The following is a 14822-nucleotide window of genomic DNA, read 5'->3' as shown; positions in this document are numbered from 1 at the left end:
CGCACCACGCCTTCAGTAGCGGAGCAGGAAGGACATCTGATGGAAATGGAAGCCACGCAAGCACCTTAAAATCACCATCATACACTAAATCAGTAAGTTGGCAGCATTACCCATTTTAGACATTCTATTAACGATAAACAGGCCCTTGCGAATTAAGTGCCGCCAATAATTGCGCAATATTTGAGCATGATCTATTTTGCGGCACAGGGCATATTTCAGGCGCGTAAGATTATTCCTATACGAACCGTTTTTTTGAGGGATTAGTGCTATTCAAGGAAAAAAGAGGATTTTTTTAATCACTTAATTTGGGCTTACCCTGATTAAGAACCAGGGTAAGCTCACTTACGTTATAACTGGTTCACTGAGCATCCGCTAAGCATCTTCCACTCCCCCTTCAGCACCCGCGGCTCACCGGTCACGTTCACCGTCACCACCTCGCGAATATCCGCCGATGATGCCCCAACCTTCAGCTCAAACTTACCCGGTTCGACAACGCGTTTGCCGTCCCGCCGCGTAAAGTTGAAGAGATCCACTGGCAGCGTAAAGGTGAGCGTGGCGCTTTCACCCGGAGACAGCGTGACACGCTGGAAGGCTTTTAGCTCCTGCAACGGCCGCACCTGGCTGGCAACTTTATCCCGGACGTAAACCTGGACCACTTCGCTCCCGCTGCGCTCGCCGCTGTTTTTCACGTCGATGCTCAGCGTCACTTCGCCGTCGACGGGCACACTGCTCTCAGCCAGCCGTGCGGCTCCCCAGCTGAAGGTCGTCCAGCCCAGGCCATAGCCAAAGGGATAGCGAGCCCCAAAGTGGAAGGCGAACGGCGTACCGCCGCTTTTCAGCTTGTGGTTGTAGTAGAAAGGCATTGCCCCCGCGCTTTTCGGTACGCTGACTACCAGCCTGCCCTGTGGCTCTGTCCGCCCGGTCAGTACATCGGCGATGGCCCAGCCGCCTTCCTGACCCGGCGCCCAGGCCATCATCAGGGCCGCGACGCGATCTTCCAGCCCCTGCAGGTTGTATGGCCGCCCTCCCGTCATCACCACGATCACCGGTTTACCGGTCGCCACCAGCGCCTCCAGCAACTGCTGCTGTACGCCGGGCAGATTCAGGCTGTCCGTATCCGAACCCTCACCCACGGTGCCGCTCTGGAACAGGCCCGCCAGGTCCCCCACGCATGCCACTACCACATCGCTGTCGTTGGCGACCCGCACGGCTTGCGGGATAAGGTGGGTATCCTGCGAAACAGGCGACTGCTGCATCGGTTTGCCGCTGCTGTCCCCCGGGAAAACCGGGGCCCCCGCCATACGTTTTTCGATGATATGACACCCTTGCGCATACTGAACGTGGGCCTCGCCCAGGTAGTGTTTCAGCGCCTGCAGCGGGGTAGTCACTTGGGCGGTCTCTTCCACCATGTCACTGATGATCAAATGGACCGGGAAGCTGTAGCCACTTAACAGCGCCAGCGGATCGTTCGCCGTGGGCCCAACCACCGCCACGCGAGGTTTGCCGGAGAGAGGCAGTACGCCGCGGTTCTCCAGCAGGGTGAGCGAGCGCGTCGCCACCTCGCGGGCCACCCGGCGAGTCTCGTCACTTTGCAGGTCAATGGCGTTTTCGTCGGCATACGGATGTTCAAAGAGACCAAGGCGGAATTTTTCGGTCAGCACGCGGGCAACGATCTCATCCACTTTCTCCATGGTGATCAGGCCCCGCTCCACCGCCCCGGCCAGATGTCGGGCGCAGTCATCTTTTGGCAGTTCGACGTCCAGCCCGGCGTTAAAGGCCAGTGCGGCCGATTCGGCTGCATCGTGGGACACCCCATGATGCTGATGCAACAGACTCACACCGCCGTAATCCGCCACGATGATGCCGTCAAAGCCCCACTGCTCGCGTAGCACGGTGGTGAGCAGGAAATGGTCGCTGTGGCCGGGTTGATTATCAATATCGTGATAAGCCGGCATTACTGATCCGGCATTCGCCAGCTTAACCGCCATCTCAAAGGGCAGCAGGAAGGTGTCGTTGAGTTCGCTGAAACCAAGATGAACCGGGGCGTGGTTGCGCGCCCCTTCGCTAAAGGAGTGGCCAACATAGTGCTTGAGGGTCGCCAGCAGATCGCGTTTATCGCCCTGCAAGCCCTTCACATATGCTGTTGCCATCACCCCCACCAGCCACGGATCCTCGCCAAAGGTCTCTTCTGTACGGCCCCAGCGTACGTCGCGGGAGACGTCCAGCACCGGCGCCAGCCCCTGTTGGCAGCCAACCGAGCGGGCCTCTTTACCTATCTGTTCAGCGGCACGCTGCACCAGCTCCGGATCCCAGGTTGAACCGTAGTTCAGCGAGGAGGGAAACAGGGTGGCGTCTTTACACAGCAGCCCCACCAGGCACTCCTCGTGGAATAGCGCCGGTATACCGAGCCGCGTCTCCTCCATCATCATGCGTTGCAGACGATTAGCGGCACGCACGCCGGTTCTGGCATCAACGATGTGGGTGCCCAGCGGACGGGTGATCTGCCCGACGCCCAGTTTCAGGCGTTCGCTCAGGGCGGCCTGTTCACTTACACCGGCAAATTCATCGCTCAGATCGCTACGCTCACGGTGGTTACCGTTCTCATCGAGGATCAGCCAGTAGGCGTGCATCTGGGCAAATTTCTCTTCCGGGGTCATGCGCGCCAGTAAGTCGGCGACGCGCTCCTGCACGGGACGGCCCGCATCCTTGTAAATAGCAGTCATCAGTTACTCCTGAATTGCGGAATGAATTGCCGGGCTGAGGTGCCCAGCCTCGTTACGGGTTTCACGTTTGCTGGCGAGTTCACGCGCAATGTTATCCACCAGTCGGCTGTTGAGCTTGTAGACCGCCAGCAGCAGCACCATGCAAATAAACAGGCCGCAGGGGATCAGCGTGAACAAGGCGTTTATCGTAGAGAGCACGTGCGGGGTCTGGGTGGCCTCTCCCGGCGCGTAATCCACCATCCCCAGCACCCAGCCCACCACGGCACCGCCCAGCGCAAGGCCAAATTTGATGGCGAACAGCGCGGTAGAGAACACCAGCCCGTCGAGCCGGCGGCCGCTGCGATGCTCTTCGTAGTCCACCACGTCCGAGAACATGGTCCACTGGAGCGGCGTGGTCAGGTTTTGTATGAAGCTAAAGATGATATTCAAACCAAAGATCAGCCAGACCTGGGAAGGCGGAATGAAGAAGATCAGTGCGCCAAAAATAACGAAGGTAATAATGGTCCACTGATATGCGCGAACCCGGTCAAATTTCCCCAGCAGGCGTTCGGATAATAAAGCGCCGCTCAGCGAAGCCACCATCCCGGAGACAATAAAAGCAAAAATCAGCTCAGGGCGCAGCAGAACATATTTCACGTAATACATCGTTGCTGATCCACGCGTGACCACCGCGGTGAGCAGGAGAATATTGAACAGAAAAACGATTCGCCACTGGCTATTTCCGGCCAGCAATTTTAAATCCGTCAGCATTGAGCCCGAGGTGTCATTACGGGGAGAATAACGTTCGCGGGTCATAAAGAAACAGCAGAAGAATAAGATAATGCCTAATAACCCCATAAGGCTCATGGCATAAAAATAGCCCTTCTGAACATTGTCATTGCCTAAATAAGAGACCAGCGGTAAGGCGATAACCGTGACGATCAGGCCGCCGATAAACGACAAACCAAAACGCCAGGATTGCAGGGAGTGGCGCTCGCGCGGATCCAGCGTCAGAGCGCCGGGCATTGCGCAGTAAGGCACATTAATGGCGGAGTAGATAAGGCTTAAAATGGCGTAGGTGACGCAGGCATAAACAATTTTTGCCGTGGCGCCTACGTCCGGTACATAGAAGGTAATCAGGCAACTGACGCCAAACGGAATGGCGAACCAGAGCAGCCAGGGGCGGAAACGACCGTGGCGGGTATGGGTGCGATCGACCAGCGCCCCAATACAGGGATCGACAAAGGCATCCACTACCCTGACGACTAAAAACATGGTACCCATAATGGCCGCAGGCAGACCAAAAACATCGGTATAAAAGTAGGCCAAAAATAACGTCGCCGTTTGCCACACCAGCGCGCTGGCCATATCACCTAATCCATAGCCTATTTTATCCTTCGTACTCAATACAGAGGAAATTGTCATTTTTAATGAGCCTTTTTATCAGGTTAAAATTATTTCAACCAGCTGCGCAAGAATCAGATTCGTGCGCATTCGAGGCTCAATTATTAGCAACGCCTTGCCTGCTAACAATTGTCTAAATTAACAGACAAATTATGATATTTAGTTTTTTGATTTATTTGTGATGGAGAGCAAGTCTCGGGGAAAATAAAAAAGGTGAGGATCAATATCCTCACCTTTTATCGTGCAGAACCTGAATGTTACTTGTTAAGTTCGGCCAGGCTCAGCCAGGTTTGTACTACGGTGTCCGGGTTGAGGGACAGGCTGTCGATCCCCTCTTCCATCAGCCATGCCGCAAAATCTTCATGGTCGGAAGGTCCCTGACCACAGATACCCACGTACTTACCTTGCTTCTTCGCGGCGCGGATGGCCATCGACAGCAGCGCTTTGACCGCCTCGTTACGCTCATCAAACAGCGCAGAGACGACGCCAGAGTCACGATCCAGACCCAGCGCCAGCTGCGTCATATCGTTCGAGCCGATAGAGAAGCCGTCGAAGTGCTCAAGGAACTGTTCTGCCAGCAGGGCGTTGGACGGGATCTCACACATCATAATGATTTTGAGCCCGTTCTCGCCGCGCTTCAGCCCCTGACGCGCCAGTTCGTCAATGACCGCTTTCGCCTGATCCACGGTACGCACGAACGGCACCATGATCTCAACGTTAGTCAGCCCCATATCGTTACGCACGCGTTTCACCGCTTCGCACTCCAGGGCAAAGCAGTCGCGGAAGCTGTCAGAGACATAACGACCGGCGCCACGGAAGCCCAGCATCGGGTTCTCTTCTTCTGGTTCGTAACGCTCGCCGCCCACCAGGTTGGCATATTCGTTAGATTTGAAGTCAGAGAGACGCACGATGACGCGTTTCGGGAAGAAGGCCGCACCCAGCGTCGCAATCCCTTCAGCCAGACGGCCAACGTAGAACTCTTTCGGCGAGTCGTAGCCCTTCATCATCTCGCGGATCTCTTTTTGCAGCTTCTGATCCTGGTCATCGAACTCCAGCAGCGCACGCGGGTGAACCCCGATCATACGGTTGATGATGAACTCCAGACGCGCCAGACCAACACCTTCGTTTGGCAGGCAGGCGAAGTCAAACGCCCGGTCCGGGTTGCCGACGTTCATCATGATCTTCAGCGGCAGATCCGGCATGGTATCTACGCTGGAACTCTTCACGCTGAAGTCCAGCAGCTCCGCGTAGACATAACCGGTGTCGCCTTCGGCGCAGGAGACGGTGACGTTCTCATCGTCCTTCATGCGTTCCGTGGCGTCCCCACAGCCGACAACCGCCGGAATACCCAGCTCACGGGCAATGATCGCCGCGTGACAGGTTCGACCGCCACGGTTGGTGACAATCGCCGAGGCCTTTTTCATGATCGGTTCCCAGTCCGGGTCGGTCATGTCGGTAACCAGCACATCGCCCGGCTGGATACGGTTCATTTCACTGATGTCGTGGATCACTTTCACCGGGCCTGCGCCGATACGGTGGCCGATGGCACGGCCTTCAGCGATGATTTTGCCCTGGGCATGCAGGGTGTATCGCTCCATCACCTGGCCGCGGGAACGGACGGTTTCCGGGCGCGCCTGGACGATGAACAGTTTGCCGGTATTACCGTCTTTGGCCCATTCGATATCCATCGGACGGCCATAGTGCTTCTCAATCTGCACCGCCTGCTTCGCCAGCTCCTGCACCTCGGCATCGGTCAGCGAGAAGCGGTCGCACTGTTCCTGCGGCACATCTTCAATACGAACCTGTTTGCCGTGCTCCTGGGTCGGGGCGTAAACCATGCGGATCTTTTTCGACCCCATAGTGCGGCGCACGATAGCCGGCCGATCCGCGGCCAGGGTTGGCTTGTGAACATAGAATTCGTCAGGGTTGACAGCACCCTGCACCACCATCTCGCCCAGACCCCAGGCAGAGGTGATAAAGACCACCTGATCGAAACCCGATTCGGTATCAATAGAGAACATCACACCTGATGAGGCCAGGTCTGAACGCACCATGCGCTGCACGCCCGCCGACAGCGCAACGCCGCGGTGGTCATAACCCTGATGCACACGATAGGAGATTGCGCGGTCGTTAAACAGGGAGGCAAACACATGTTTTACCGCCACCAGCACCGCATCGTAGCCCTGCACGTTGAGGAAGGTCTCCTGCTGTCCGGCGAAGGAGGCATCCGGCATATCTTCTGCGGTCGCAGAGGAGCGCACGGCAAAGGAGGCCTGCGCATCGTCAGCGGAAAGCTGGTTATAGGCGTCGTGAATGGCTTTTTCCAGTTCAGGCTGGAAAGGTGTGTCGATGATCCACTGGCGGATCTGAGCCCCGGCTTTAGCAAGCTCGGAGACATCATCAATGTCCGTATTATCCAGTAGTTCGTAAATGCGCTGGTTTACGCCGCTTTGATCCAGAAAATAGTTAAAAGCATCGGCGGTGGTAGCAAATCCATTCGGTACGGAGACACCCATACTGGACAGATTTGTAATCATTTCACCCAGGGAGGCATTTTTGCCTCCAACTCTGTCTACATCATTCATGCCGAGTTGGTTATACCAAAGCACCAGCGGTGACGAGCCATTGTTGGACATCGAAACAATCCTTTTATGATATATGAACGGGTTTTAAGAAGTTCCTTACTGCGTATTTATACTGTCATATTTATTCGCACTAAAAAAACGGTGAATCGTGTAAGCACTTTTATTTTTTAGCTTTTCAGACTCTTCCCGCTTAAATGCTAACCTGATGATTCTTATGGATTCCCACAAAAATACTCAGACTTTAGTGTGATTTTGAAAAATGAAACACCCCTTTCAATTAAAATAAAAATAGCGTTTCATTTTTATTTTCCAGCGTACATTGCCTGTTGTATTTTACTTTTTTAATTTATGCTTTCAGTCAATTACATCTGATATACCGAGTGTGCAAAATGGATAATGCTGTCGATCGCCACGTTTTTTATATTTCCGATGGTACGGCCATCACCGCCGAAGTACTGGGCCATGCGGTGATGTCGCAGTTCCCGGTTTCCATTAACAGCATCACCCTGCCGTTTGTGGAAAATGAGAGCCGCGCCAGAGCAGTGAAAGATCAAATCGATGCCATTTTTCAGCAGACCGGCGTGCGCCCGCTGGTCTTCTATTCGATTGTGATCCCGAAGATTCGCCAGATCATTTTACAGAGCGAAGGCTTTTGCCAGGATATCGTCCAGGCGCTGGTGGCCCCACTACAGCAGGAGATGAAACTGGATCCCACCCCGGTGGCGCACCGTACCCATGGCCTGAACCCGGCGAATATCACTAAATATGACGCGCGTATCGCCGCCATCGATTACACCCTCGCCCATGATGACGGTATCTCACTGCGTAATCTCGATCAGGCCCAGGTCATTCTGCTCGGCGTGTCGCGCTGCGGTAAGACCCCTACCAGCCTCTATCTGGCGATGCAGTTCGGGATCCGCGCCGCCAACTACCCCTTTATTGCCGATGATATGGATAATCTGGTACTCCCGGCGGCGTTAAAACCCCTGCAACATAAGCTGTTTGGTCTGACCATTAACCCGGAACGCCTGGCGGCCATCCGTGAAGAGCGCCGGGAAAACAGCCGCTACGCCTCCATGCGCCAGTGCCGTATGGAGGTGGCTGAAGTCGAAGCCCTGTACCGCAAAAACAATATTCCGTGTCTGAACAGCACCAACTATTCGGTTGAAGAGATCGCCACCAAAATTCTCGATATTATGGGCCTGAATCGCCGCATGTACTAACAGGCTAGTACATTAGTTCATAATCCTTTATACTCGCTCCCCATTACAGGGCACGTCTGTGCCCTGCACTTGAAATCAGCGGGGATTGGTTTAAGGTGATGCCCATCACTTCCCGGTAAGTTACCGATGAAGCACTACATTCTGAGAAATACCATGAATAAAACCGATGAACTCCGCACAGCGCGTATCGATAGCCTGGTGACGCCAGCAGAGCTGGCCCAGCGGTACCCTGTTTCTGCGGCAGTGGCCGAGCACGTGACAACGTCACGTAAACGTATTGAAAAAATCCTTAATGGGGACGATCGCCGCCTGCTGGTGATTGTAGGTCCCTGCTCTATTCACGACCTCGACGCGGCGATGGACTACGCCCAGCGCCTGAAAGGACTCCGGGATAAGCACCAGTCACGGCTGGAGATCGTGATGCGAACCTACTTTGAGAAGCCGCGCACGGTGGTAGGCTGGAAGGGGCTGATTTCGGACCCCGATTTAAACGGCAGCTACCGGGTCAATCACGGCATCCAGCTGGCACGCAAACTGCTGTTGCAGGTCAACGAGCTTGGCGTGCCGACCGCCACTGAATTTCTCGATATGGTGACCGGACAGTTTATTGCCGATCTCATCAGCTGGGGAGCGATTGGCGCCCGTACCACCGAAAGCCAGATCCACCGTGAAATGGCCTCGGCGCTCTCCTGCCCGGTGGGCTTTAAAAACGGCACCGACGGCAATACCCGCATCGCAGTAGATGCCATCCGCGCCGCCCGCGCCAGCCATATGTTCCTGTCGCCGGACAAGAATGGTCAGATGACCATCTATCAGACCAGCGGCAACCCCTACGGTCACATCATTATGCGCGGCGGCAAACAGCCGAACTATCATCCGCAGGATATCGCGGAAGCCTGCGATACCCTGCGGGAGTTCGACCTGCCGGAACAGCTGGTAGTGGATTTTAGCCACGGTAACTGCCAGAAACAGCACCGTCGCCAGCTTGATGTCTGCGACGAGGTTTGCCAGCAGATCCGCAACGGCTCCAGCGCCATTGCCGGGGTGATGGCCGAAAGTTTCCTGCGCGAAGGTACGCAAAAAGTGGTGGTCGGCCAGCCTGTTACTTACGGCCAGTCAATTACCGATCCTTGCCTGAGCTGGGAAGATACTGAAGTGCTGCTGGATAGACTTGCGGCGGCGGTGGACTCACGCTTTTAGCACCTGCGCCGGGTGGCGGCTACGCCTTACCCGGCCTACAAACCCCTACCGTAGGCCCGGTAAGATAAGCACCACCGGGCTTTTTTTCTGGGCGCATCTCTCAAGCCCCTTACTTTTTCTCACAAAAACAGTTGCTGAACCGGTCAGTTTATCGATAATGATTATCAATGTTACATTGATTGCTATTTTAAAAATTTATATGTCACGTATGGATAACACTGCAGCAACGCTTGCCCGTCATGAAGACAAAACAGCGCCGGCCCCGGAGGCGACCGATCGCCGTATCGACAGTAAACAGCTGCTGGGCAAAGAGGGACGCGTCATCATCGAGCATCATGGTCAGCACTACCTGTTGCGCCAGACACATGCCGGAAAACTCATCCTCACAAAATAACCTCTTCGCCACCGCAGCCGGTTTTCTCGCGCCTTAGCTTGAGCAACTTACCTCAAGCCGCTTGCCCCAGTCCGGCGGGCGGCTGATATAGTCATCGTTACGGTCAGCAAACGGCGTCCGAAGGGCCTTATGCAGGCGGTGAAGCTCAGCGTAATCGCCTTTTTCGGCCTGCTCTATCGCCCGCTGCGCCAGCCAGTTACGCAGCACCATCGCCGGGTTGACGGCATTCATTTGGGCCTGACGCACATCGTCGGCAACGTTCTCCTGCTGCAGGCGCGCGCGGTAAATCGCAAACCAGTCATCAAAGGCCTGACGGTCGATAAACTCATCGCGTAGCGGCGAAGCGGCGCTCTGCTGCTCGGTTTGCCCCAGCATGCGTAAGGTGCGGGTGTAGTCGCTGCCTTCGCGAGCCATCAGCGCAAACAGGTTATTCAGGAGGGTGTTATCGCCCTTCTCCTCGGTCATCAGCCCCAGCTTGCGGCGCATCAGTTTGCCGTATTGCTGCAGGAGCACCTCCTGGTAGCCATCCAGCGCGTCGTTGAGCGCTTCAACATCAATGAACGGCGACAGGGACTGGGCCAGACGCTGCAGGTTCCACAGCCCGACAGCAGGCTGGTTATCAAAGCTGTAACGCCCCTGATAGTCGGAGTGGTTGCAGATATAACCTGGCTGATAGTCGTCGAGGAAACCGTACGGGCCATAATCGATAGTCAGCCCGAGGATCGACATGTTATCGGTATTCATTACGCCGTGAGCAAAGCCCACCGTCTGCCAGCTGGCGATCAGGGATGCGGTACGCGCCACCACGTCGCGGAACCAGAGAATGTACTTATCGGCCTCGTCCTGCCACTGCGGCCAGTGGTGACGAATAACAAAATCTGCCAGCTGGCGGACTTTCTCCGGCTCGCGGCGATAGTAGAAGTGTTCAAAATGGCCGAAACGGGCATGGCTCTGGGCAACACGGATGAGCATGGCCCCCTGCTCCATCGTCTCACGCGCGACGGGGGTATCGCTGGTGACAATCGACAGTGCGCGGGTAGTGGGAATGCCCAGAGCATGCATCGCCTCGGAAGCCAGGCTTTCGCGGATGGTGGAGCGCAGCACGGCGCGGCCATCGCCCATACGCGAGTATGGCGTGAGTCCGGCGCCTTTCAGGTGCCAGTCCATTGTTTGTCCATTGGCAAGCTGCTGTTCGCCAAGCAGGATCCCCCGCCCGTCTCCCAGTTGTCCGGCCCAGACGCCGAACTGGTGCCCGCTGTAGACTTGCGCCAGCGGCTGCATGCCCGGCAGCAGTGTTTCGCCGCCAAAGACACCAGCGCCTTGTTCAGGGGTAAAGAGCGAGGCCGGGATTGCCAGTTCGTCTGCCAGCGCCGTGTTATGCCAGATTAGACGGGCATTGTTCAGGGGCGTGGGTTTCAGGGCCGTGTAAAAACCGGGTAGTTCATCATGCCAGTGCGCGGTAAAAGACAGGGTCATAGGTCCTCCTGCTTTTAGTGTAGTGGGTTTGTCAGATGTTAAACACCGGTTAAGACCAAGGTTATCACTGCACCAGCGATGTGATCCGCTCAAGGGGGACGGCAGGCCACAGGTTACCCTGCATGGCACTGAAGCCGTAAGCCGACAGCCGTTGCAAGACGATCTCATCATTAACGCCCGCTACCATCAGCGACTGACAGTACGGTGATACCTGGGCAAAGATAGCCCGTAAAAAAGGATCGAAGGTATTTTCAGTAAGATGATTCTGTATGAAATTTTTATCCAGCGCCACGCGGGTAATGCTGCCAACTTACTGATTTAGTGTATGATGGTGATTTTAAGGTGCTTGCGTGGCTTCCATTTCCATCAGATGTCCTTCCTGCTCCGCTACTGAAGGCGTGGTGCGTGGCAAGGCTGGGACGGAAGTCACTGTCGTTCTCAAAATCGGTGGAGCTGCATGACAAGGTCATCGGGCATTATCTGAACATAAAACACTATCAGTAAGTTGGAGTCATTACCCAGAAACGAATCTCATTTAAAAGGAAAGCTGCGTCGCGCCCGACTGGCGCGACGGGGTTAAATGCGCCGGGCTTGCCAGAAATTTTTGCGCCAGTAGACGTTATTAAGAGACGAACGCATCACGCCGCGGCTGGTCGAGGCGTGTATAAATTGGTTATCAGTATCGTATATCCCGACATGCAAGCCGCTTTCTCCGGAACCGGTTTTAAAGAAGACCAGATCGCCCGGTAAGAGATCGTCTTTATCAATTTCGGTGCCTATTGTCGCCTGCTGGCGCGTTTCACGCGGCAACTGCAGGGCAAACTTGTCACGAAACGTCAGCAGGACAAACCCCGAGCAGTCCACCCCACCGCGGGTCATGCCACCGTAGCGATAAGGCGTGCCCCCCCAGCTATGGAGCTGATCGTTAAGGCCTGCAATCACGGCTATAGAATCAGACAGCCGCGCGTTGGGCGGCGGTGCGCGATGACTGCTGCATCCTGCAAGAAATAGCGCGGCTACCAGGAGAAAACAGAATCGCATTCCCGACGAATCCTCTGATTTTTTGAATTTTCTGTAATTTAGCCTGTGAATATGTCGCTGTGCAACAAGCGGTTATTCCTGTGACGTCGAAATAATCATTCTGTGACCTTCGATGTCCAGACGGCGGAAAGACATCTCATACGCTTTCGCCAGATTCGGAGGCGTCAGCACGACGTCACGCGCCCCGCTGGCAATGAGCTGCCCCCGCTTCAGCAGCCAGACGCGATGCGCGTGGCGTAGCGTATGGTTGAGATCGTGGCTGCTCATGACCACCGCAACGCCCTGCTGTGACAGCGCGCTTAACGCTCTGTCGAGCGCCACCTGCTGGGCCACATCGAGACTGGTCATGGGTTCATCCAGCAACAGCAGTTGACCGTGCGGATTGCCCTGGGGATGGATTTGCAGGATCACCGCTGCCAGCCGCACGCGCTGCCACTCTCCACCCGAAAGCTGGCTGACGTGGCGGGACAGCTTATCTTCAATACCCAGCATCGCTGCCACGTCACTTAACAGCGTTTTTTGCGGGCTATTGTGCTGATGCAGCGTCAGATAGTGCCAGACCGGCATGGCGAACGGCGCAGTTTGCTGCTGCGCCAGATATGCCCTGCGGCTGGCCAGCGACGTGGGCGACCAGCGTGAGAGGGGTTCCCCCAACAAGGTAATCTCCCCTTCACCACCGGTTAAACCCGCCATACGGGAGAGCAGCGTGCTTTTCCCGGCACCGTTCGGCCCGACAAGATGAACGATCTCCCCGCTATTAACGGCGATATCGAGCGGGCCCAGCCGCCCTTTCACCGCTACGGCGCTGAGCTGCATCAGGACGGTCATTAGCTGGCCAGCGCCTTTTCAACCGCAGAGGTGATGGCCGGATCGTCTGGGGTCATATCCGGTGAGAAGCGCTGAATCACGTTCCCGTCACGACCGATCAGGAACTTCTCAAAGTTCCACAGGATGTCGTCCGGAGAGAGCGGTGCGCGGCCTTTGCTGGCCATACGCTCATAAAAACCGCTACCTTCTGGCGCCACGGCGGTTGGTGCTGCCGCAATCAGCTTCTGATAAATCGGATGGCGATTCTCACCATTAACATCCACTTTGCTGAACATCGGGAAGGTTACGCCATAGGTTGTGCTGCAGAATGTTTTGATCTCTTCTTCGCTGCCAGGCTCCTGGCCGAGGAACTGATTGCACGGGAAGCCCAGCACGCTGAGCCCCTCTTTTTCCCATGCCTTTTGCATCGCTTCCAGCTGCTCGTACTGGGACGTCAAACCGCATTTAGAGGCCACGTTAACCACCAGCAGCACTTTGCCTTTGTAGCTTTCCAGAGTGGTCTTTTCTCCATCAATGGTCGTCACTTCGGTGTTCAGAATATCGTTCGGCATAACATTCCCTCAGGTTGATGTTCAGAGTGGCAGCCTTAGCGGCCAGCTTTTAATAATAGCCAGATAAATACCGGTGCTCCCAGCGTAGCGGTGACAACACCAATCGGCAACTCTGCCGCGGTCAGTGCCAGACGCGCAATGATGTCGGCAATAAGCAGCGTAGCGCCGCCTGTCACGACCGCAGCAGGCAGCAGCAACCGATGGTCGGTGATGCCACACAAACGCAGCATATGGGGGATAACAAGGCCGATAAAGCCGATGGCGCCAGACAGCGCCACGCTCACGCCCACCATCCAGCCAATGGCGATCACCAGAATGTTGCGCCAGAAGGTTAGCGGCAATCCAAGCTGGCGAGCAGAGACTTCGCCCAGCGCCAGAATGTTCAGCGGCGCGGCCTGAAAGCAGCCCCAGACGATGGCAGGCACCAGCAACAGCATCAGCCAGCCCTGTTCCCAATTCACGCCACCGAAGCCGCCCATCATCCAGTACATCAGCTGGCGCAAATCAAATGAGGTAGAAAAATAGACCGCCCAGGTCATCAGGGCGCTACAGATGATGCCCAGCGCCACTCCGGCAAGCAGCAGACGGCTCACTGAGAGATGACGACGGGCGAAGCGCAACAGAATAAGGGTAATGATGAGTGCCCCGGCAATAGCGCAGAGACTCAGTTCCCATCCGGACAGGGCTCCCCCACCCAGCATCACAGCGGCAATCAATCCGACTCCCGCCCCGTTCGAAACGCCCAACAGGCCAGGCTCCGCCAGCGGGTTATCAAACAGCGCCTGCATGATTGTCCCGCTTAGCGCCAGCGCAGCGCCCACCAGCACCACGGCCAGGGTTCGCGGCAGTCGGATCTGCCAGATAAACAGCTCCCCCTGCGGCGTAAACCACGACTGCGGCCCGATCCATTGATCGCCCGCGCAGAGGCTCAAGCCCAGCGCGGTGAACAGCGCCAGCAGCAGTAAGAGCACTTTACGCAGATCGGAACGGTATTGCAGACGGGCAAATTCAGACATTGGAATCATTTTGCGGGAAAAAGATGTAATTGATTTTACGGTGGGTTTACAGCAGCGCAAAGAAAAAAGGCCGCTTTCGCGGCCTTTTTAGTTAGATCATCTCACTCTGCTTTGGGTGAAGCATTTTCGACACGGCTTTTTAACTTCTGGCCGGGTCTGAAGGTCACCACGCGGCGAGCCGTAATGGGAATATCCTCACCCGTCTTCGGGTTACGACCCGGACGTTGATTCTTGTCGCGCAAATCAAAGTTACCAAAGCCGGAGAGTTTCACCTGCTCACCGTTTTCCAGAGCGCGACGGATCTCTTCGAAAAACAGCTCAACCAGCTCTTTGGCATCCCGTTTGCTAAGCCCAAGCTTATCAAACAGATATTCGGACATTTCAGCTTTTGTAAGCGCCATA

General features: G+C 55.7%; 13 protein-coding genes and 1 pseudogene. 4 read left to right on the top strand and 10 right to left on the bottom strand.

Translation table 11 applies throughout. The features are described from left to right. Nucleotides 1-347: 347 nt before the first annotated feature. The 3 genes from FHC51_RS15000 to ppsA all read right to left on the bottom strand — a co-directional run bounded on the left by FHC51_RS15000 (nucleotide 348) and on the right by ppsA (nucleotide 6742). Nucleotides 348-2723 carry a glycoside hydrolase family 3 N-terminal domain-containing protein gene (locus tag FHC51_RS15000; RefSeq protein WP_220435912.1) on the bottom strand — a complete coding sequence of 792 codons (2376 nt, stop codon included), beginning with the start codon at nucleotides 2721-2723 and terminating at the stop codon, nucleotides 348-350. Between the two features lie 3 nt (nucleotides 2724-2726). Then, nucleotides 2727-4127, bottom strand: a complete 1401-nt coding sequence (locus FHC51_RS14995) for an MFS transporter (RefSeq protein ID WP_220435911.1) — start codon at nucleotides 4125-4127, stop codon at nucleotides 2727-2729. A gap of 236 nt (nucleotides 4128-4363) precedes the next feature. Continuing rightward, nucleotides 4364-6742 (bottom strand): phosphoenolpyruvate synthase, encoded by a 2379-nt coding sequence (gene ppsA / locus FHC51_RS14990; protein WP_103823861.1) that lies wholly within the window; start codon nucleotides 6740-6742, stop codon nucleotides 4364-4366. Between the two features lie 338 nt (nucleotides 6743-7080). On the opposite strand from ppsA, the gene FHC51_RS14985 reads away from it, so the two are divergent. From FHC51_RS14985 to hemP, 3 genes are all read left to right on the top strand, one after another. Beyond that, entirely contained in the window at nucleotides 7081-7914 is an 834-nt protein-coding gene (locus FHC51_RS14985; protein ID WP_220435910.1) for a pyruvate, water dikinase regulatory protein, read from the top strand. A 153-nt stretch (nucleotides 7915-8067) separates the two neighbouring features. Further along, nucleotides 8068-9114, top strand: a complete 1047-nt coding sequence (aroH, locus tag FHC51_RS14980; RefSeq protein WP_220435909.1) for a 3-deoxy-7-phosphoheptulonate synthase AroH — start codon at nucleotides 8068-8070, stop codon at nucleotides 9112-9114. 157 nt (nucleotides 9115-9271) lie between these two features. Then, complete coding sequence (gene hemP, locus FHC51_RS14975; protein ID WP_220435908.1) at nucleotides 9272-9508, top strand: hemin uptake protein HemP; 237 nt, start codon at nucleotides 9272-9274, stop codon at nucleotides 9506-9508. Nucleotides 9509-9541: 33 nt separating this feature from the next. On the opposite strand, the gene selO is transcribed toward hemP, so the two are convergent. Continuing rightward, nucleotides 9542-10984: a protein adenylyltransferase SelO gene (gene selO, locus FHC51_RS14970; protein ID WP_220435907.1), complete on the bottom strand. Its 1443-nt coding sequence runs from the start codon at nucleotides 10982-10984 to the stop codon at nucleotides 9542-9544. A 64-nt stretch (nucleotides 10985-11048) separates the two neighbouring features. Then, entirely contained in the window at nucleotides 11049-11276 is a 228-nt protein-coding gene (locus FHC51_RS14965) for a hypothetical protein (protein WP_220435906.1), read from the bottom strand. A 113-nt stretch (nucleotides 11277-11389) separates the two neighbouring features. On the opposite strand from FHC51_RS14965, the pseudogene FHC51_RS14960 reads away from it, so the two are divergent. Next, a pseudogene (locus tag FHC51_RS14960) lies at nucleotides 11390-11488 on the top strand (IS1 family transposase); the annotation flags it as partial. Between the two features lie 72 nt (nucleotides 11489-11560). Here the strand turns inward: FHC51_RS14960 and FHC51_RS14955 are convergent. The 5 genes from FHC51_RS14955 to ihfA form a co-directional block, all read right to left on the bottom strand. After that, nucleotides 11561-12025, bottom strand: coding sequence for an NlpC/P60 family protein (locus FHC51_RS14955; RefSeq protein ID WP_103179311.1), 465 nt, complete (start codon nucleotides 12023-12025; stop codon nucleotides 11561-11563). Nucleotides 12026-12097: 72 nt separating this feature from the next. Beyond that, nucleotides 12098-12853: a vitamin B12 ABC transporter ATP-binding protein BtuD gene (gene btuD / locus FHC51_RS14950; RefSeq protein WP_220435905.1), complete on the bottom strand. Its 756-nt coding sequence runs from the start codon at nucleotides 12851-12853 to the stop codon at nucleotides 12098-12100. Continuing rightward, complete coding sequence (locus FHC51_RS14945) at nucleotides 12853-13404, bottom strand: glutathione peroxidase (protein WP_220435904.1); 552 nt, start codon at nucleotides 13402-13404, stop codon at nucleotides 12853-12855. The genes btuD and FHC51_RS14945 overlap by 1 nt, the downstream gene beginning before the upstream one ends. Nucleotides 13405-13439: 35 nt before the next feature. Further along, the gene (gene btuC / locus FHC51_RS14940) at nucleotides 13440-14420 is read right to left on the bottom strand and encodes a vitamin B12 ABC transporter permease BtuC (protein WP_220435903.1); all 981 of its coding nucleotides are present in this window, start codon (nucleotides 14418-14420) and stop codon (nucleotides 13440-13442) included. A 101-nt stretch (nucleotides 14421-14521) separates the two neighbouring features. Then, nucleotides 14522-14821 carry an integration host factor subunit alpha gene (gene ihfA / locus FHC51_RS14935; protein WP_006820203.1) on the bottom strand — a complete coding sequence of 100 codons (300 nt, stop codon included), beginning with the start codon at nucleotides 14819-14821 and terminating at the stop codon, nucleotides 14522-14524. Nucleotide 14822 lies beyond the last annotated feature (1 nt).

This window comes from Leclercia sp. EC_58, assembly GCF_019584355.1.
Classification (GTDB): Bacteria; Pseudomonadota; Gammaproteobacteria; order Enterobacterales; family Enterobacteriaceae; genus Enterobacter.
This window is presented reverse-complemented; position numbering and strand designations above follow the sequence as displayed.